The organism is Pseudomonas sp. LPH60 (genome assembly GCF_030718165.1).
Classification (GTDB): Bacteria; Pseudomonadota; Gammaproteobacteria; order Pseudomonadales; family Pseudomonadaceae; genus Aquipseudomonas; species Aquipseudomonas danubii.
In genome coordinates, this window is record NZ_JAVAJH010000013.1 from 1 (window position 1) to 19,730 (window position 19,730).

At 65.7% G+C, this 19,730-nt stretch carries 11 protein-coding genes; 1 reads left to right on the forward strand and 10 read right to left on the reverse strand.

Going from position 1 to position 19,730, the window contains the following annotated elements; translation table 11 throughout:
• Nucleotides 1-272 precede the first annotated feature (272 nt).
• The 10 genes from Q8O96_RS30450 to Q8O96_RS30495 form a co-directional block, all read right to left on the reverse strand.
• Nucleotides 273-884 (reverse strand): glutathione S-transferase, encoded by a 612-nt coding sequence (locus tag Q8O96_RS30450; protein ID WP_305950053.1) that lies wholly within the window; start codon nt 882-884, stop codon nt 273-275.
• Nucleotides 885-895: 11 nt separating this feature from the next.
• Nucleotides 896-4,537 carry an AAA family ATPase gene (locus tag Q8O96_RS30455; RefSeq protein WP_305950041.1) on the reverse strand — a complete coding sequence of 1,214 codons (3,642 nt, stop codon included), beginning with the start codon at nt 4,535-4,537 and terminating at the stop codon, nt 896-898.
• Nucleotides 4,534-5,778: an exonuclease SbcCD subunit D C-terminal domain-containing protein gene (locus Q8O96_RS30460; protein ID WP_305950042.1), complete on the reverse strand. Its 1,245-nt coding sequence runs from the start codon at nt 5,776-5,778 to the stop codon at nt 4,534-4,536. The genes Q8O96_RS30455 and Q8O96_RS30460 overlap by 4 nt, the downstream gene beginning before the upstream one ends.
• A 254-nt stretch (nt 5,779-6,032) precedes the next feature.
• The gene (locus Q8O96_RS30465; protein ID WP_305950043.1) at nt 6,033-7,667 is read right to left on the reverse strand and encodes a BatD family protein; all 1,635 of its coding nucleotides are present in this window, start codon (nt 7,665-7,667) and stop codon (nt 6,033-6,035) included.
• Complete coding sequence (locus Q8O96_RS30470) at nt 7,664-9,406, reverse strand: VWA domain-containing protein (protein WP_102863317.1); 1,743 nt, start codon at nt 9,404-9,406, stop codon at nt 7,664-7,666. Before Q8O96_RS30470 ends, Q8O96_RS30465 begins: the two co-directional genes overlap by 4 nt.
• Entirely contained in the window at nt 9,403-10,479 is a 1,077-nt protein-coding gene (locus tag Q8O96_RS30475; RefSeq protein ID WP_305950044.1) for a VWA domain-containing protein, read from the reverse strand. The genes Q8O96_RS30470 and Q8O96_RS30475 overlap by 4 nt, the downstream gene beginning before the upstream one ends.
• Nucleotides 10,472-10,966: a DUF4381 domain-containing protein gene (locus tag Q8O96_RS30480; RefSeq protein WP_305950045.1), complete on the reverse strand. Its 495-nt coding sequence runs from the start codon at nt 10,964-10,966 to the stop codon at nt 10,472-10,474. The genes Q8O96_RS30475 and Q8O96_RS30480 overlap by 8 nt, the downstream gene beginning before the upstream one ends.
• On the reverse strand, nt 10,963-11,904 hold the full coding sequence (locus Q8O96_RS30485; protein WP_102863320.1) for a DUF58 domain-containing protein: 942 nt from the start codon (nt 11,902-11,904) through the stop codon (nt 10,963-10,965). The genes Q8O96_RS30480 and Q8O96_RS30485 overlap by 4 nt, the downstream gene beginning before the upstream one ends.
• Before the next feature lie 5 nt (nt 11,905-11,909).
• Complete coding sequence (locus Q8O96_RS30490) at nt 11,910-12,869, reverse strand: MoxR family ATPase (RefSeq protein ID WP_003218556.1); 960 nt, start codon at nt 12,867-12,869, stop codon at nt 11,910-11,912.
• Between the two features lie 1,074 nt (nt 12,870-13,943).
• A complete protein-coding gene (locus Q8O96_RS30495; RefSeq protein WP_102863321.1) occupies nt 13,944-14,300 on the reverse strand; it encodes a hypothetical protein in 357 nt (118 codons plus the stop codon).
• 553 nt (nt 14,301-14,853) lie between these two features.
• Here Q8O96_RS30495 and Q8O96_RS30500 point away from each other — a divergent pair.
• Nucleotides 14,854-19,713 (forward strand): NAD-glutamate dehydrogenase, encoded by a 4,860-nt coding sequence (locus Q8O96_RS30500; RefSeq protein ID WP_305950046.1) that lies wholly within the window; start codon nt 14,854-14,856, stop codon nt 19,711-19,713.
• Nucleotides 19,714-19,730: the final 17 nt, after the last annotated feature.

Below are 19,730 nucleotides of genomic sequence, written 5' to 3' on the forward strand. Positions count from 1 at the left end.
ATTTGCGCTCTTCAAAAGTGAGCCGCTGTAAGAGCGGAACCGTAAGCGGCCGCACCCGCAAGAACGGATATGTACCCAAACCCGCTGTAAGAGCGGAACCGTAAGCGGCCGCACCCGCAAGAACGGATATGTACCCAAACTCGCTGTAAGAGCGAAACCGCCAGCGGCCGCACCCGCAGAAACGGATATGTACCCAACCCCGCTGTAAAAGCGGAACCATAAGCCGCCGCACCCGCAGCCCCGGATATGTACCCAACCCCACAACAAAAAACTCACGCCAAAGTCTTGGCCATGACCCCCACAAACAACTCCGATTCAAGAAACACCTGCAACCACTCCTGCAACGCACGATAAGGCGTCTGCGCAAACCACTCCCGGTCCACATGAGCAAACTGGCGAACAAACGGCAGCAGGGCCATGTCCGCCAAGCTCGGATGCGCCGCCAGCAGATAGCGTCGCTCCTGCAGCAGGCGCTCCAACTGCGCCAGAAACACCTCGCCCTGGGCCCGGTAATGCTCCATGGGCGCTTCGGGATAACGCTCGGCGTACTTGTAGCGATTGAGGTGCACCTTGAACACCTGATCATTCTCGGCAATCAAGGCCGCCATCTGTGTCTGGGCCTCGGGGGCGCCGATGAGCCGCCAGTTGTCCGGATCATGCTGCTCCAGCGCCCAGTGCATGATCTCCAGGCTCTCATCGATCACCCGCCCATGCAGATCCAGCACCGGCACCGTGCCCTTGGGCGACAGCGCGAGCATCTCGGGTGGCTTGGCCTTGAGGCTGACCTCGACGATCCGCACCGGCACCTGGGCATAGCGCAGCGCCAGGCGCGCACGCATGGCATAGGGGCAGCGGCGGAACGAGTAGAGGGTCGCCTCGGGCATCGGCCGCGTGCTCATTTCACCTCCAGGGTGCTCAGGCCATTGCCCTGGCGGCTGACCTGGATCTGCACCGGAATCCGTTCGTGCATTTCTTGCACGTGGGAAATCACCGCCACTTTGCGTCCCTGGGCCTGCAGGCCGTCGAGGGCGTCCATGGCCAGTTGCAGGGACTCGGGGTCGAGGCTGCCAAAACCTTCGTCAATAAACAGCGATTCGATCTTCAGGGTGCTGGAGGCCATGGACGCCAGCCCCAGGGCCAGGGCCAGGGACACCAGGAAGGTTTCGCCGCCGGACAGCGAGTGCACCGAGCGCAGTTCGTCGCCCATCTCGGTGTCCAGCACCAGCAGGCCGAGCATGCTGCCGCCGCGCTTGAGGCGGTAGCGCCGCACCAGCTGGCGCAACTGGGCGTTGGCGTGGTGCACCAGCAGGTCGAGGTTGTAGGCCTGGGCGATCTTGCGGAAGGTGTCGCCGGTGGCCGAGCCGATCAGGGCATTCAGGCGGGCCCAGCGCTGCCATTGGTGGTAGGCCTCGTTGATGCGCTGGCTCAGGGCCTGGTTGGCTTCCTGGCGGCGCTGGTCCTCGCTTTGCCGGGCGCGCAGTTCCGCTACGTGCTGTTCGCTGGCGAGGGCTTGTTGCTGCAGCTCTTCAAGGGCCTGGGCCAGTTGCCCGGCCTCCAGGTTGCCGTTGTGCTGGGCCTGGTGCTGTTGCAGGCGTTGCTGGCGCTCCTGGAGCAGGACCTTGGCTTGTTCGATGGCCTTGTCGTTGGCCTGCAGGCGCTGGCGCAGTTGCTGGATCTGGTCCTCATCCAGTTCCAGCAATTGTTGCAGCCCGGCGTCATCCAGTTCCGGGTGCTGGGCGCGCCATTGCTTGATGCTGCCGGCCAGTTGCTGCTGTTCGCTGTCCAGGGCTTGCAGACGCTCTTGCCGGGCCTTGAGTTCGGCGCTCAGTTGGATCAGTTGCTGCTGCAGCTCGTGCTGCTCGTGCTGGGCCTTGGCCTGGGCGCTGCGGGCCTGTTCCACGGCTTGATCGAGCTGCTGCTGCCAGAGCTCGGCGCTAGGGTGCGACCCCAGCAGGGCGGCCAGCCGGTCCTGGCAGGCCTGCTGCTGTTGGCTCAGGGCGTCGAGCTGCTGCTGAGCGTCGCTCAGTTGCTGCTGGCGGGTCAGTTGGCGGTCCTGTTCCTTGTCCAGCAGCAGTTGGCGCTGCTGTTGTTCTTCGGTTTCGTCCTGGCGCTCGCGCAGCTGTTCGATGCGCTGCAGGACCTGCTGGTCCAGTTGCATGAAGGTGCTGGCCGGATCACGGCGCAGGCCTTCGAGCACCTCGGCCGGTAGCAGGTTGTTGAAGCTGGCCAGTTCTTCCTCCAGACGCTGCTGGTCGGCGGCCAATTGCTCCTGCTGCTTGTGCAGGTGCTGGGCCGCCTGCTGGCTGGCGTCTTGTGCTTGCTGCAGCTGCTGCTGGAGCCGCGTGGCGTCCTTTTGCAGGGTCAGCAAGGCATCCAGGCGGCTCTCATCCTGGGTGATGCTCTGTTGCAACTGTTCCAGTTGCTGGCGTAGCCAGGCATCGCGTCGAGCCGGGTCCTGGTCCAGCAGGCTGGCACTCTGCGGGTGGGCTTGCAGGCTGGGGGCCAGCGCCTGTTGCTGGTTGGCCAGTTGTTCCTGTTGCTGGAGGAATTCTTTCTGCTGGGCGATCAGGCCCTGGACCTGGGCCCGCAGTTCGTTGAGCTGTTCCTTGAGCCTGTCCACCGCCTGACGGGCGTTGGCTTCTTCGCTCTCGTCATGGCGCCCCAGGCTGTGCAGCAGGGCTTCGGGCTGGTGATAGGGGTGCTCGACGCTGCCGCACACCGGGCAAGGCTGATCGTCCTGCAACTGCTCGCGCAGTTCCTCGACACTGGCGCTGCGGGCCAGGCGCTGGCGCTCCAGCAGGGCCTGGGTGACGCTCAGGGTCTGCTCGGCGACGCTCAGTTCGGCCTTGGCTTGCAGACCGGCCTGGTTCAGTGCTTCACGCTGGGCGGCCACGGCTTGTTGCTTGTCTTGCAGGGCCCGGCCGCGCTGGTCCAGTTCCTGTTGCTGGGCCCAGAGCCGTGCCAGCTCTTCGGTGGCCCGCTGTTGCTTGCGGTTGTCCTTGAGCAGGCCGTCCAGCAATTGGATCTGCTCGGCCACGGCCTGGGGTTCGGCACCGGCTTCGCTGTAGAGCAATTCAAGGTGGGAACGTTGTTCGGCCAGTTGCTGAGCCGCGGTGCTGGCCCGCTGTTCCAGGGCTGGCAGTTCGCTCTGGCCCTGATTCAGACGGTTGCCGATCAGCATCAGTTGCTGCAGGCGTTCGCGGTAGAGCGTCCAGGCTTCGCTCAAGGGGGCGAGGGCGGCGCTATGCGCCAACTGCCCGGCGATCCGCTCCAGGCGCTCACCCACCAGACGCTGCTTCTCCAGCAGTTCGGCAATGCTTTGCTGGCCTTGGGCACTGGCGCTTTGTGCGCGGTCACGGGTTTCGCCGGCGTCGCTCAGGCTCTGGCCAAGACGGCTCATGTTGCCCTGTTCGGCAAAGGCTTCGCGCAGCAGCGGGACGCTGTCGCTGTGCTGGCTCTGGGCCTGGGTCAGGGCGCTATCGGCGTCGAGCACGTGCTGTTGCAGCTGTTGGTGACGTTGTTGCAGCTCAACCTGTTGCGCGGCCTGCTGCTCGATCTGTTGGCGCAGGGGCTCCAGGGCTTGGCGCAGCTCGATCTGGCGCAGGAATTGGTGACGCTGCGGCGCCAGTTGCTCCAGCCGTTGCAGGCGCAGGCGCTGCGGAGCCAGGGTCTGAGCCTCCTGCTCGGCCTGTTGCAACTGCTCGCTGGCGTCCTGCTGCGCCTCCTGCCATTGGCGCAATTCCTTGAGCCAGCTGTGCTGGGCTTCCAGCTGCTTGAGCTGGGCCTGCTGGGTCTTGAGCTGTTGCTGGGCGTCGTTGAACTGCTGATCCAGTTCGGCCCGGGCCTCGGGGTCCAGGGGGACGATGCCGCTGGCCTGGGCCTGGAGCGCCTTGTGGGCCTCGTCGGCTTCCTTGCTCTTGCTGTAGGCCCGGCGCCCCAGCTGGCTGTAGATCGCAGTGTTGGTGAGCTTTTCCAGCAGCTCGCTGCGTTCCTTGTCGTCGGCCTTGAGAAAGGCGCTGAACTCGCTCTGGGCCAGCATCACGGCGCGGGTGAATTGCTCGAAGTTGAGGCCCAGCTTGGATTCGATCAGCTGTTCGTAGTCGCGCTTGCTACTGGCCAGCAATTGATTGCTGTCCAGGTCGGTGAGGCTCTGCCGGCTGGCTTGCAGCTTGCCGTTGGCCTTGTCGCGGGCGCGGTTGGCTTCCCAGCGGGCGCGGTAGCGGCGCCGGTCGATGCCGACAAAGTCCACTTCGGCGAACCCGCTGCCGGTGCCACGGCGCAGTAGGGTGCGTGGGTCGCCGGTGGAGATATCGCTGTCGACCTCGGGAACCTTGTTTTCCTTGGCGATCTTGTTCAGCCGCGGCACCGCGCCGAACAACGCCAGGCACAGGGCGTCCAGCAGGGTGCTTTTGCCGGCACCGGTGGGCCCGGTAATGGCGAACAGGCCGGCGCTGGCCAGGGGCTCGGCGGTGAAATCGATCTCGAACGGGCCGGCCAGGGAGGCCAGGTTCTTCAGGCGGATGGCCAGGATCTTCATGGCTGTTCACCTTCTTGCTGAACGTCCTGCAACAGCAGGGCGAAATCCTTGAGGGTGGCGTCGTCCACTTCATTGGCGTAGGCGTCGCGCCAGGCCCGGCGGAACAGTTCTTCGGGGCTCAGTTGATCCAGTTCGATCAGCTCGGCGCCGCTGTCTTCAGCGTCGCGGCCGCCGTTACCGGCGTATTCGGCGGCAATCCGTACCAGACGCACGGCCTTGCCTTGCAGGGCGCTTTCCACTTGCTGGCGCAGGTCCGGTTGCGGTTCGTCCAGGCGCACCCGCACTTCCAGCCAGGGCTGGCGCTGTTCTTCGGCCAACAGGTCGATGTCCGGCAGCTCGCCGAGCTGGGTCAGGATCTCCCCCAGGGGCGCCGGGCCCAGGCGTTGCAGGTTGACCGCCCGGGGAATCAGCCGCGGTTCGACGCTGACTAGGGTCTGGCCGTCCAGGCGCACATCGAGGATCTGGTGCGGGTAGTCGATTTCGGAAAACGATAGGGGAATCGGCGAGCCGCTGTAGCGGATGCGCTCCTCGCCATTGACCTTCTGCGGCTTGTGCAGGTGCCCCAGGGCCACGTAGCTGACGTCCGCGCCGAACAGGCTGGCGGGCAGCGCCTCGGCATTGCCGATGATCAGGCTGCGCTCGGAATCTTCGGACACCGAGCCACCGGCCATGTGCGCATGGCTCACGGCGATCAGGGCCTGGCCCGGCTGGCGCTTGGCATTGGCCGCGGCGATCAGCCATTCATGGACCTGGGCGATGCCCTTGAGGTAGTCGTCTCCCAGCTGCGGGCCGGTGACTTCCGCCGGACGCAGGAAGGGCAGGGCCAGGCACCAGCCGACAATTGCGCCGCTGGCGTCGGGCAGGGGCAGCAGCAGGCGCTCGGCGTCCAGCTGGCCGTCATCCAGCCACAGCACCCGGCCCAGGGCGTGGGTGCGCAGGCTGCGCATCAAGGGGGCGGGCAGTTCGATACGCGAACCGGAATCGTGGTTGCCGGCGATCATCACGATGGTCAGGGCCGGCTGCTGTTCGTGGGCGCTGACGATGAAGTCGTAGAGGCGTTCCTGGGCTTTGACCGGCGGGTTGACGGTATCGAAGATATCGCCGGCGATCAGCAGCACGTCCGGTTGCTCGTGCTTGAGCTGGCGCAACAGCCACTCCAGAAAGCAGGCATGTTCGAAGTCGCGCTCCTGGCCGTGGAGGTTCTGGCCCAGGTGCCAGTCGGAGGTGTGAAACAGACGCAAGGCAAACTCCGCATGAAAAAGGCTGGCCGCACAGAAGATGATCGCGGCGAAAGGGTCGAGAGTTTACTGGCAAACGCGTGTTTATGCCCGACGCTGCGGCAAATGCAGGCGCGATTGGCCCAGCGGCTTGGCTCCAGGGAGGTGGCTGTAGGAGCGGGCTTGCCAGCGAAAGGGCCCGCCCAGGCGCTGCGTGACTTACCGGCCTCGTCGCCGGCAAGCCGGCTCCTAGGCCGCAGGGGGCTGCACGGCTGCTGTTATTTGGGGTACAGCGGCGGCAGGCTGGTGGTGTCCGCCACTGGGGTTTGCACTCGCTCGTTGATGGGGATGGCGCGGATCGCTCGCCAGAGTTCCTCACCTTGCCAATATTGGCCGGTCTCGCTGTAGAGGGCGCCGTTGAGGCCATCCAGGGCATCGGACAGGGGGATGAAACGCGCGGCCATGTCGGCCAGGGTTTCCGGTTGCTGGCGCGCCCAGGCGTCCAGGGCCTGGCGGGTGGCCTGGGGGTCGTTGGCCTGGCAGGCGCGCTTGAGGTCGTCCAGCAGCGAGCGTGGGCTGGGGCCGGTCTGGGCCGCCCGCAGCACCGCCGGTTGCGATCGCGCACGCCACCACAGGCCAAAGCCCAGCAGGGTGGTGCAGGCCAGCAGCAGGGTGCTCAGTTGCCACAGCCACAGGTTGCCGCCGTCGACGCTGATCGGCGCGTTGCCCGCCGGGGTGTCCACCACCAGGCTGGGGTTGTTCGCCACTTGCAGGGTTCGCGCCGGCAGGCTGGTCTGTTCCAGGCGATCTTCCAGGGTGTTCCACCAAGTGATCTCCAGGGCCGGCAGTTCGAGGTCGCCGGTGCGGGTCGGCACCAGGGCCTGGCGCTCTTCGCGAATCCCCAGCAGGCCGTGCTCGATGTGCTGGTTGCTCAGTTGCGGCTGGTCCGGGTAGCTGCGCAGGCCATTGATCTCGGCCTGGGGCAGTGGGGGCAGTTGGGCGCTGGACAAGCCCTCGGTACTCAGGGTCAGGCTGCGAGTCAGGGAATCGCCGACCTGCGGGTGATCGGGTTCCGGGCTCCAGCTTTCACTCAGGCTCAGGCTGCGGGCCGGCAGCCAGGGGACATCGGCGGGGTAGGCGGCAGGCTTGGCCAGCACCTGCAGGCTCAGTTCGGCGGAGCTGACGTGGATCAGTTTGCCGGGCTTGGGTGCCTGGGACGCCGGCTCCTGACCGGTGCTCGGGTTGGCCGGGGTGGCGGTGAAGGTCAGCGCCGGGATCAGCAGTTCGCCGCTGCGCTGGGGATAGACGGCGTAGCGCATCTCGATCACGCCATGGCGCACGCCATTGATGAGTTTTTCGTAGGTGCGCGGCTCTCCCAGTTGCTCGATCCGGGCATCGCTCAGTTGCAACGGGCTCAGGCTGCTGTCGTCGAACAGCGGCACGGAATGGTAGATGTGCAGGGTCAGCAGGGCCTGGGCCTGGACATAGACCTTGGGCTGATCGAGTTCGGCGTGGATGAACACCGGTTCCAGGCGGCTGTCCTGATCCTGCACCGGGCTGGCGTTGACTTGCAGGGTCAGGGCCTGGCTCTGCAGGTTGCCCAGTTGCAGCGGGACGATTTCCAGGGTGCCGGTGTGGCGCGGCAGCAAGGTGACGATCCAGCGGGTGCTGGCGTGGCTGTCGCCAAGGCTGTTGAGCTGGTTGACCTGGCGCGTACCGCGCACTTCGAACTGACTGTCCAGGGACGTCAGGTCGGGCTTGCCGAACTGGGTGACGTCGGTGGACTCCAGGGTCAGCTCGACAGTCTCGCCGGAGTTCACCTGGTTGCGGTCCAGGCTGGCGAGCAGCCCGGCAGCCTGGGACGCCGAGGTCCAGAGCGCGAGGGCGAGCAGAAGGGCGGTGCAGCGGGTCATCGAAGTTTTCCCTGATCCTGATGTTGTTGCTGTTCGTACCAGAATTTACGCCTCAGCAGTTCTCCCGGGTCGTCCGGGATCTTGCGCAGCCATTGCTCCAGTGCCTGCTGGTGTTCGGCGTCCAGGCTGTCCTGGGCCGGACGCAGGGGCGTGGTGGTGTGCTGGTCGTCCAGCTCACTGCCGGGCACCTCACTGTAGCCGTTGCGCTGCGGGTCGGGCGCTGTGGCCTGGCCCTCGTTGGCCGCAGGCTGCCCGGGGTTGTCCGGGGGTTCGCTGGCGGTGGCCGGCTGGGTGGCCGTCGCGCTGGGTCCGGGGGTATTGCTGTCGTCGCTGTCGGGGTTTTCCGGCTGCTGCGGCGGTGTTGGCGGGGTGGCTTGCTGCTGTTGCAACAGGCTTTCCACCAGGGCCTTGTTGTGTAGCGCCGGCTGCAGCTCGGGCTGTTGTTCCAGGGCCTGTTCGTAGGCGTCGATGGCGGCTTCCAGCTCACCACTGCGCGCCAGGGCATTGCCGCGATTGTAGTGGGCGCGGGCGTCGTTGCCTTCGGCAAAGCGCTCGGCGGCGGCATTGTAGTTGCCGGCCTCGTACAAGGCCACGCCTTGCCATTGCGGGTCCTGGAAGTGTCGTGCAGCCTCGGCCGGGCGCTGCTGTTGCAGCAGGCGCTGGCCTTGCTGGTCGGGGCGCAGCCACAGGTCGTTGAAGTCGAAGGCGTAGCTGGGTTGCGGCGCGGCCAGTAGCAGCAGCGGCAGGCAGAACAGCCAGCCCCGGCGTCCGGCGCAGGCCGCCAGCAGCAACAGGGGCAGCAACAGCCAATAGCCCTGGTCGGCCCAGGTGTCCAGACGCAGGGTCTGGCCGTCGCTGCGCACGCCTTGCGGCCCGCCCGTCAGACCCAAGCCCTTGAGGTCGCTGTCGTCCAGGCGCGCCTGACGGTAGCGGCCGCCCACTTCGCCAATGAACTGCTTGAGGTCCGGGCTGTCCAGGCGCGATACCAGGATCGCCCCCAGGTCGTCCTTGAGGTAGCTGCCGTCTTCCAGGGCCACCGGGGCACCGTCGCGGCTGCCTAGGCCGAGCATCAGCAATTGCGGTGTTCCGCCGTCAAGCGCCTGGCGGATGCCCTGGCGTTCCTGTTCGCTGAGGGAGGAGGCCATCAGCAACACCCGGCCCTGGCCCAGGGCGCCCTGGTCCAGCAGCTTGAGGGCCTTGAGCAGGGCCAGGTCGGCGCGCTGCCCGGCCTGGGGCATGATCGATGGCTTGAGGGCGTCCAGCAGGTTGCGGCTGGTGGCCAGATCATCGGACAGCGGCACCAGGGTGTGGGCGCTGCCGGCGTAGACGACGATCGCGGTCTGGGCGTCGCTGCGCAATTGCAGCAGGTCCAGCAGTTTGTGCCGGGCCTGTTCCAGGCGGTTGGGCGGCACGTCGCTGGCGAGCATTTGCGGGGTCAGCTCCAGCAGCACCACCAGCGGGTCGGCGGGTTTCTGGCTGGTCTGTTCCACCCGCTGCCAGCTCGGGCCCAGCAGGGCCAGCACCGCCAGCAGCCAGGCCAGGCCCAGGGCCACCCAGGGCAGTTTGCTTTCGCGGCCGTTGCCACCGCTGAGCAGGGCGGCGTGAAAGGCCGGTGGCAGGATCATCTGCCAGCGTCCGGCGCGCTTCTGCCGGTGCCAGAGTTTCCACAGCAGCAGCGCCAGCAGTGGCAGCACCAGCAACCATCCGGGTCGGAACCAGTGGGGCCAGAGACTGATCATCGACGCCTCCGCAAGCGCAGGCGCTTGAGCCGCTGGCGCCAGTCATGGGCCGGCAGCAGGAAGTTCGACTCGCTGAAGAAGCGCTGCAGCGGGTTGTGCGGCCAGCGTTCGCGCAGCACCAGCAGCACGCTGAGCAGCAGCGCCGTGGCCAGGGGGCAGTGGTACAGGGCCTGGGCCGGGCGGGCCTGGGTCGGTTGCTGGGCCACCGGCTCCAGTTGGTCGAGGGTGTCCTTGATGGCTTGCAGCTCCTGACCGTCACGGGCACGGAAGTAGCGCCCGCCGGTGACTTCGGCCAGTTCCTTGAGGGCCGGCTCGTCCAGGTCCAGGCTCGGGTTGAGCCCCAGCAGGCCGAGGGTCGCGCCCTGGTCCGGGTCGGCCCCGATGCCGATGGGATAGATTTTCACCCCTTCCTCGGCGGCCAGGCGTGCAGCGGTAATGGGCGGGATTTCGCCGCCGTTATTGGCGCCGTCGGTGACCAGGATCAGCACCCGGCTCTGCGCCGGGCGCTGGCGCAGACGTTTGAGGGCCAGGCCGATAGCGTCGCCAATGGCGGTGTTCTTGCCGGCGATGCCGATCTTCGCTTCATCCAGCCAGATCCGCACCGTGCGCCGGTCGAAGGTCAGGGGCGCCTGCAGATAGGCCTTGCTGCCGAACAGGATCAGGCCGACCCGGTCGCCCTCGCGGTGTTCGAGAAAGTCCCCCAGCAGGTGCTTGACCAGGCTCAGGCGGCTGACGTCTTCGTCCTGCCATTGCATGTCGGGAAAGTCCATGGAACCGGAGACGTCCACCGCCACCAGCAGATCGCGGCCGCTGGCAGCCACCGGCAGCGGTTCCCCCAGCCATTGCGGGCGTGCCGCGGCCAACAGCAGCAGGACCCAGAGCAGGATGAAGCGGGCCTGCTGGCGCCAGGCCGGCAGGTGGGCCCGGGCCCGGCGCTTGGACAGGCCTTCCAGGTCACTGAGGAAACTCACTTTCAGCGCCGGCTCGCCGCTGTCGGCCACCGGCAGCACCAGGCGCAGCAGCCAGGGCAGCGGCAGCAGGGCGAAGATCCACGGCCAGGCGAACTCAAACATGCTTGCGAATCCAGGTGTCCACCGCCTGGGTCAGGCCGGCGATGGCTTTGTCGTCGAGCTTGCACTCGGGTTTGTAGGCGCCTTCCACCAGCACCATCCAGCGGGTCAGACCGGCGGCCGGACAGCGGTTGTCGAGAAACGCCAGCCATTTGCGGCCATTGAGGGTGTGGCTCTGGCTGTAGGGATAGTGGTTGCGGCACAGACGCTTGAGCAGGGCGTTGAGGGCCTGCAGCCAGGCGCCGGCCGGGGCGCCGTCATAGGGCTTGGGCAGCAGCGCCAGTTCCGCCAGGGCGGCCAGGCGCACCGGGTCCAGGGGCTGTTCGCTGCGCGCGCGCGCAGCTTTGCGTGGCCACAGATGACGCCAACGCCAGGCCGCGAAGCCGAGCACCGGCAGTAGCAACGCCAGCAGCCACCAGCCTGGTGCTGGCGGCCACAGGCCGATTTCGGGCGGCGGCAGCAGCGGTTGCAGTTGTTCCAGGCTGCTCATCGGCCGGCTCCCGGGCGCTGCGGATTGAGGTACTCGCGCAACTGCTCGACCATTTCGCTCTGGGTGCTCAGGGGCATCAGCAGCACCCGCAGTTTTTGCGCCAGGCGTTCCCAGCGGGCGATGCGCGCTTCACTCTGGGCCCGGTAGGCCTGGCGCAGTTCGTAGTTCAGGGTGTCCAGTTCCAACTGCGCGCCGCGCTCGGCAAAGCGCAACAGCCCGGCGGCGGGCAGGGCATGGTCCAGGGGGTCGGACAGCGGCATCAGCAGCAGGTCGCAGTGCCGCGACAGCAGGCTCAGCTGTTGCTCGGCGGCGTCGCTCAAGGCGCGCTCGTCGCAGATCACGATCACCAGGCTGCCGGGGCGCAGCACTTCACGGCCGCGCAGCAGCGCGGTGCCCAGGGCATCACGCTGGGGCTGGGCTTCGCTGTGCAGCGACTGGTTGACCCGCACCAGGCGGTTGAGCAATTGCAACAGGCTTTGCTTGCTGCGTCGCGGTTTGATCTCGTAGTGCTCGTCGTCGCCGTAGACCAGGCCGCCGACCCGGTCGTTATGACCCAGGGCGGCCCAGCCGATCAGGCTCGCGGCCTGGGCGGCGAGCACCGACTTGAACATCAGCCCGGAGCCGAAGAACAGCTGGCGGCTTTGCTCGACCATGATGAAGATCGGCCGCTCGCGCTCCTCGTGGAACAGCTTGGTGTGGGGTTCCTGGGTACGGGCGGTGACCCGCCAGTCGATGGTGCGCACGTCGTCGCCGGCCTGATAGACCCGCACCTGATCGAAGTCCACACCGCGTCCGCGCAGCTTGGAGTGATGCAAGCCGATCAGCGGGCTGCGCTGGCTGGGGGTGGAGAACAGCTGCACCTCGCGCACGCGATGGCGCATCTCGATCAGCTCGCCGAGGGTGATGCGAATGCCGGGTTCGGCGATGGCTTGAGTCATGGAGATCAGGCGACGGCAACGACGTCGAGGATGCGCTGTACCACACGGTCCTGGTCGATGCCTGCCGCTTCAGCCTCGAAGGACAGAATGATGCGGTGGCGCAGCACGTCGAACAGCACCGCCTGGATGTCTTCCGGGCTGACGAAATCGCGCCCGGCGAGCCAGGCGTGGGCCCGGGCGCAGCGGTCCAGGGCGATGGAGCCGCGGGGGCTGGCACCGTAGGCGATCCACTCGGCCATTTCCGGGTCGAACTTGGCCGGGGTGCGGGTGGCCATCACCAGTTGCACCAGGTATTCCTCCACCGCGTCGGCCATGTACAGGCCGAGGATTTCCTTGCGCGCGGCGAAGATCGCCTGCTGGCTGACCCGACGCTCGGGCTTGGTTTCGCCATTCAAGGCTTCGCCGCGGGCCTGCTGGAGAATGCGGCGTTCCACGGCGGCGTCCGGGAAGCCGATCTTGACATGCATCAGGAAACGATCGAGCTGGGCTTCGGGCAGGGGATAGGTGCCTTCCTGCTCGATGGGGTTCTGGGTCGCCATCACCAGGAACAGGGGCGACAGTTCATAGGTGCTGCGCCCGACGCTGACCTGACGCTCGGCCATGGCCTCCAGCAGCGCCGACTGGACCTTGGCCGGGGCACGGTTGATTTCGTCGGCCAGCACCAGGTTGTGGAAGATCGGGCCTTGCTGGAACACGAAGCTGCCGGTTTCCGGGCGATAGATCTCGGTGCCGGTGATGTCGGCGGGCAGCAGGTCGGGGGTGAACTGAATCCGATGGAATTGCGCTTCAATGCCTTCGGCCAACTCTTTGATGGCCTTGGTCTTGGCCAGTCCTGGAGCGCCTTCGACCAGCATGTGGCCGTCGGCGAGCAGGGCGATGAGCAAGCGCTCGATGAGTTTTTCCTGGCCGAGAATCTGCGTTGAAAGAAAGGTTCGCAGCGCCAATAGCGCTTCACGATGTTCCATCGGTGACTGTTCCTGGAGAGGGTGCGCCCCGGGCGTTGAACTAACGTCGGGGCTGGGGGCGATACTTTAATCCATAGCGGGGGTCGGCGACTAACGGGGAAAACCTGATTTAGCCAATTAGTCGAAAAAAAAACACCGCCACCCACCGATTCCCGCAGGCGGTTCCTGTAGCCGCTGCCGCAGGCTGCGAACGGTTTGGGCGGCATACCGACGCAGGAGACGCGGGGATCTGGAGGGCCACCGAGGTTTGGCGGGAGGCCGTCAGGCAAGGTCCTGTGGACCTTTTCGCAGCCTCGCCACAGGCTCGGCAGCGGCTACAGGCGTTGCCAGGATGTGCGGCTGTTGTAGCCGCTGCCGCAGGCTGCGCACGGCTCCGCAGGAGACGCGGGGATCTGGAGGGCCACCGAGGTTTGGCGGGAGGCCGTCAGGCAAGGTCCTGCGGACCTTTTCGCAGCCTCGCCACAGGCTCGGCAGCGGCTACAGGCGTTGCCAGGATGTGCGGCTGTTGTAGCCGCTGCCGCAGGCTGCGCACGGCTCCGCAGGAGACGCGGGGATCTGGAGGGCCACCGAGGTTTGGCGGGAGGCCGTCAGGCAAGGTCCTGCGGACCTTTTCGCAGCCTCGCCACAGGCTCGGCAGCGGCTACAGGCGTTGCCAGGATGTGCGGCTGTTGTAGCCGCTGCCGCAGGCTGCGCACGGCTCCGCAGGAGACGCGGGGATCTGGAGCGCCACCGAGGTTTGGCGGGAGGCCGTCAGGCAAGGTCCTGCGGACCTTTTCGCAGCCTCGCCACAGGCTCGGCAGCGGCTACAGGCATTGCCAGGATCGTGCGGCTGTTGTAGCCGCTGCCCCAGGCTGCGAACGGCTCCGCAGGAGACGTGGGGATCTGGAGCGCCGCCGAGGTTTGGCGGGAGGCCGTCAGGCAAGGTCCTGCGGACCTTTTCGCAGCCTCGCCACAGGCTCGGCAGCGGCTACAGGCGTTGCCAGGATGTGCGGCTGTTGTAGCCGCTGCCGCAGGCTGCGAACGGCTCCGTAGGAGACGCGGGGATCTGGAGGGCGCCGCAGGTTCGACGGCGGGTCAGGGCAGTTGGCTGATGTAGGTGCCGGTGCCCTTGAGGATGTTCTGCAGGGTCAGTTCCACTTCGGCCAGGTCCGAGGCGGCGGTGCTGTGGCGGATTTCCAGGTGGTCGGAACCGTTCAGGGCGTCGGCGTCGGCCGCGGCGATTTCGATCAGCAGGGTGGTCGGGCTCAGGGTGACCTTGACGCCATCGAGGGTCGAGGGCTCGCCGTCGAGGGTGATTTCCAGCTCGTCCTCGTCCGGGTAGCGGCTCATCAGGAACATCTCGCCCTGGCTGCTGTGGCAGCAGAGCATGGCCATGTTGTCTTCTTCGTCGTCGCAAGGGTTGGCGATCAGGTGGGCAGTGGTCATGAGCATGGGGGCATTCCTGGGGCGGGGCCGGCAGCGGCCGGACAGGGCAAAAAGAAACAATTCTGCCAGCCCGAGGGAATTTCTGCTGGCTTGTCTGTCAGAGAACAGGTCGTGAACAGTCATCACCTGCAGCGTCACTTCTGGTACGCAAGTACCGTGAAACCGGGGAAAAACCCTGGTTTTTCTCCGTCGCCTGCTAGTGTTGTTCAGGGCACCGTCCGCCAGTTGCGTGCCGTTGACCGAATATGTCGCAGCATCGCAAGCAGCTGTCGCGTTCCACTCGTTAAGCTGCGCAGCGGACAATTTGTTCTCACGTGCAATTGGGGGGCGTCCGAAGGGTGATGGTCACCTGTAAAGGCATTGCGCGCTCTGCAAGCGCCAGTCGTTTTTGCAGATGCCCATCCCGGGAAGGTGAATGTGACCTGCGCGTCTCGTCCAGCTTCACCCACCTGGCATCCTGCAACCTCTGCCCGAGACCAGGAGCAGGATGCACCACCGCCCCGCAAGGGGTTTGCACGCGACGCTACCATCAATAACAAGCCCAAGCGGAGTACCACAGATGGCGTTCTTCACCGCAGCCAGCAAGGCCGACTTTCAGCACCAACTGCAAGCGGCACTGGCCCAGCACATCAGTGAACAGGCACTGCCACAAGTGGCGCTGTTCGCTGAACAATTCTTCGGCATCATTTCCCTGGACGAACTCACCCAGCGTCGCATGTCCGACCTGGCGGGCTGCACCCTTTCTGCCTGGCGCCTGCTTGAGCGCTTCGATCACGCGCAACCGCAAGTGCGCGTCTACAACCCCGATTACGAACGTCACGGCTGGCAGTCGACCCACACCGCAGTGGAAGTCCTGCACCACGACCTGCCGTTTTTGGTGGACTCGGTCCGTACCGAGCTCAACCGTCGCGGCTACAGCATCCACACCCTGCAGACCACCGTGCTCAGCGTGCGCCGTGGCAGCAAGGGCGAGCTGCAAGAAATCCTGCCCAAGGGCACCCAAGGCGAAGGCGTGCAGCAAGAGTCGCTGATGTACCTGGAGATCGACCGTTGCGCCAATGCCGCCGAACTCAGCGTGCTGGGCAAGGAACTGGAGCAGGTGCTGGGTGAAGTGCGGGTCGCCGTGGCCGACTTCGAGCCGATGAAGGCCAAGGTCCAGGAACTGATCGAAAGCATCGACAACAGCCAGTTCGCCATCGCTGCCGATGAAAAGACCGAGATCAAGAGCTTCCTGGAATGGCTGGTGGGCAACCACTTCACCTTCCTCGGCTATGAAGAATTCGTGGTCGGCACCGATCAGGACGGCGGGCATATCGACTATGACCCCAGCTCCTTCCTCGGCCTGGCCAAGCTGCTGCGCGCCGGCCTGACCAGCGATGACCTGCGCATCGAAGACTACGCCGTCAACTACCTGCGCGAACCGACGCCGCTGTCGTTCGCCAAGGCCGCGCACCCCAGCCGCGTGCACCGTCCGGCCTACCCGGACTTCGTCTCGATCCGTCAGATCGATGCCGACGGCAAGGTGATCAAGGAATGCCGCTTCATGGGCCTCTACACCTCCTCGGTGTACGGCGAAAGCGTGCGAGTGATTCCCTACATCCGCCGCAAGGTGGAAGTCATCGAGCAGCGCTCGGGCTTCCAGGCCAAGGCGCACCTGGGCAAGGAACTGGCCCAGGTCCTGGAAGTGCTGCCACGGGACGATCTGTTCCAGACCCCGGTGGACGAGCTGTTCAGCACCGTGATGTCCATCGTGCAGATCCAGGAGCGCAACAAGATCCGCGTGTTCCTGCGCAAGGACCCGTACGGTCGCTTCTGCTACTGCCTGGCCTATGTGCCGCGCGACATCTATTCCACCGAAGTGCGGCAGAAGATCCAGCAAGTTCTGATGGATCGCCTGCAAGCCACTGACTGCGAGTTCTGGACCTTCTTCTCCGAGTCGGTGCTGGCCCGCGTGCAGCTGATCCTGCGGGTGGACCCGAAACAACGCATCGACATCGACCCGCTGCTGCTGGAAAAAGAAGTGGTGCAGGCCTGCCGCAGCTGGCAGGACGACTACGCCAGCCTGGTGGTGGAAAGCTTCGGCGAAGCCCACGGCACCAACGTGCTGGCGGACTTCCCCAAAGGCTTCCCGGCCGGCTACCGCGAGCGTTTCGCCGCCCACTCGGCGGTGGTGGACATGCAGCACCTGCTGAGCCTCACCGAAGCCAACCCGCTGGTGATGAGCTTCTACCAGCCCCTGGGCCAGGTCTCCGGCCAGCGCGAGCTGCATTGCAAGCTGTACCACGCCGACACCCCGCTGGCGCTGTCCGACGTGCTGCCGATCCTGGAAAACCTCGGCCTGCGCGTGCTGGGTGAGTTCCCGTACCGCCTGCGCCACAACAATGGCCGCGAGTACTGGATCCACGACTTCGCCTTCACCGCCGCCGAGGGCCTGGACCTGGACATCCAGCAGCTCAACGACACGCTGCAGGACGCCTTCGTCCACATCGTCCGTGGCGATGCCGAGAACGACGCCTTCAACCGCCTGGTGCTGACTGCCGGCCTGCCATGGCGCGACGTGGCGCTGCTGCGTGCCTACGCCCGCTACCTGAAGCAGATCCGCCTGGGCTTCGACCTGGGTTACATCGCCAGCACCCTGAACAACCATACCGACATCGCCCGCGAGTTGACCCGGTTGTTCAAGACCCGTTTCTACCTGGCGCGCAAGCTCACCAGTGAAGACCTGGAAGACAAGCAGCAGCGTCTGGAACAAGCGATCCTCACCGCCCTGGACGACGTTCAGGTGCTCAACGAAGACCGCATCCTGCGACGCTACCTGGACCTGATCAAGGCCACCCTGCGGACCAACTTCTACCAGACCGACGCCAACGGCCAGAACAAGTCCTACTTCAGCTTCAAGTTCAACCCGCACCTGATCCCCGAGCTGCCCAAGCCGGTGCCCAAGTTCGAAATCTTCGTCTACTCGCCACGGGTTGAAGGCGTGCACCTGCGCTTTGGCAACGTGGCGCGCGGCGGCCTGCGCTGGTCCGACCGTGAAGAAGACTTCCGTACCGAAGTCCTGGGCCTGGTAAAAGCCCAGCAAGTGAAGAACTCGGTGATCGTGCCGGTGGGCGCCAAGGGCGGCTTCCTGCCCCGTCGCCTGCCATTGGGCGGCAGCCGGGACGAGATCGCGGCCGAGGGCATCGCCTGCTACCGCATCTTCATTTCCGGCTTGCTGGACATCACCGACAACCTGAAAGACGGCGCCCTGGTACCACCGGCCAACGTGGTGCGGCATGACGACGATGACCCGTACCTGGTGGTGGCGGCGGACAAGGGCACTGCGACCTTCTCCGACATCGCCAACGGCATTGCCATCGACTACGGCTTCTGGCTGGGCGACGCCTTCGCCTCCGGCGGTTCCGCCGGTTACGACCACAAGAAGATGGGCATCACCGCCAAGGGCGCGTGGGTCGGCGTGCAGCGCCACTTCCGCGAGCGCGGGATCAATGTCCAGGAAGACAGCATCACCGTGGTCGGCATCGGCGACATGGCCGGCGACGTGTTCGGCAACGGCCTGTTGATGTCCGACAAGCTGCAACTGGTGGCGGCGTTCAACCACCTGCACATCTTCATCGACCCGAACCCGGACCCGGCCACCAGCTTCGTCGAGCGCAAGCGCATGTTCGAGCTGCCGCGTTCGGCCTGGACCGACTACGACACCAGCATCATGTCCGAAGGCGGCGGCATCTTCTCGCGCAGCGCGAAGAGCATCGCCATCTCGCCGCAGATGAAAGAGCGTTTCGACATCCAGGCCGACAAGCTGACCCCGACCGAGCTGCTCAACGCCTTGCTCAAGGCGCCGGTGGACCTGTTGTGGAACGGCGGGATCGGCACCTACGTCAAGGCCAGCACCGAGAGCCACGCTGACGTCGGCGACAAGGCCAACGACGCCCTGCGCGTCAACGGCAACGAGCTGCGCTGCAAAGTGGTGGGCGAGGGCGGCAACCTGGGCATGACCCAGCTGGGTCGTGTGGAATTCGGCCTCAATGGCGGCGGTTCCAACACCGACTTCATCGACAACGCCGGTGGCGTGGACTGCTCCGACCACGAAGTGAACATCAAGATCCTGCTCAACGAAGTGGTGCAGGCCGGTGACATGACTGACAAGCAGCGCAACCAGCTGCTGGCCAGCATGACCGACGAAGTCGGTGGCCTGGTGTTGGGCAACAACTACAAGCAGACCCAGGCCCTGTCCCTGGCCGCGCGCCGTGCCTACGAGCGTGCTGCCGAGTACAAGCGCCTGATGAGCGACCTGGAAGGCCGCGGCAAGCTGGATCGCGCCATCGAGTACCTGCCGACCGAGGAGCAGCTCACCGAGCGCGCCGCGACTGGCAAGGGCCTGACCCGTCCAGAGCTGTCGGTGCTGATTTCCTACAGCAAGATCGACCTCAAGGAAGCCTTGCTCAAGTCCCTGGTGCCGGATGACGACTACCTGACCCGTGACATGGAGACCGCGTTCCCGCCGAGCCTGGTGGCCAAGTTCTCCGAAGCCATGCGTCGCCATCGTCTGAAGCGCGAGATCGTCAGCACCCAGATCGCCAACGACCTGGTCAACCACATGGGCATCACCTTCGTGCAGCGCCTGAAGGAGTCCACCGGCATGAGCCCGGCGAACGTTGCCGGTGCCTATGTGATCGTGCGGGACATCTTCCACCTGCCGCACTGGTTCCGTCAGATCGAAGCCCTGGATCACCAGGTCTCGGCCCAGGTGCAACTGGAGCTGATGGACGAGCTGATGCGTCTGGGCCGTCGGGCGACCCGCTGGTTCCTGCGCAGCCGTCGCAACGAGCAGGATGCCGCGCGCGATGTCGCCCACTTCGGTCCGCACCTGGCGGCCCTGGGCCTCAAGCTCGACGAACTGCTGGAAGGCCCGACCCGCGAAGGCTGGCAGAACCGTTACCAGGCCTATGTCGAAGCCGGCGTACCGGAGTTGCTGGCGCGCATGGTTGCAGGCACCACTCACCTGTACACCCTGCTGCCGATCATCGAAGCCGCCGACGTGACTGGTCAGAGCGCGGCCGATGTGGCCAAGGCCTACTTCGCCGTGGGCAGCGCCTTGGACCTGCCGTGGTACCTGCAGCAGATCAGCGATCTGCCGGTGGGCAACAACTGGCAGGCCCAGGCCCGTGAAGCCTTCCGCGACGATGTGGACTGGCAGCAACGGGCGATCACCATCAAGGTGCTGCAGATGGCCGATGCGCCGGACGACATGGAAGCCCGCGTGGCCCTGTGGCTGGAGCAGAACGCGAGCATGGCTGATCGCTGGCGCGCCATGATGGTGGAAATCCGTGCCGCCAGCGGCACCGACTACGCCATGTATGCCGTGGCCAACCGGGAACTGCTGGACCTGGCCATGAGCGGTCAGTCGGTGCTGTAACGGCCTGACCCCGCCCT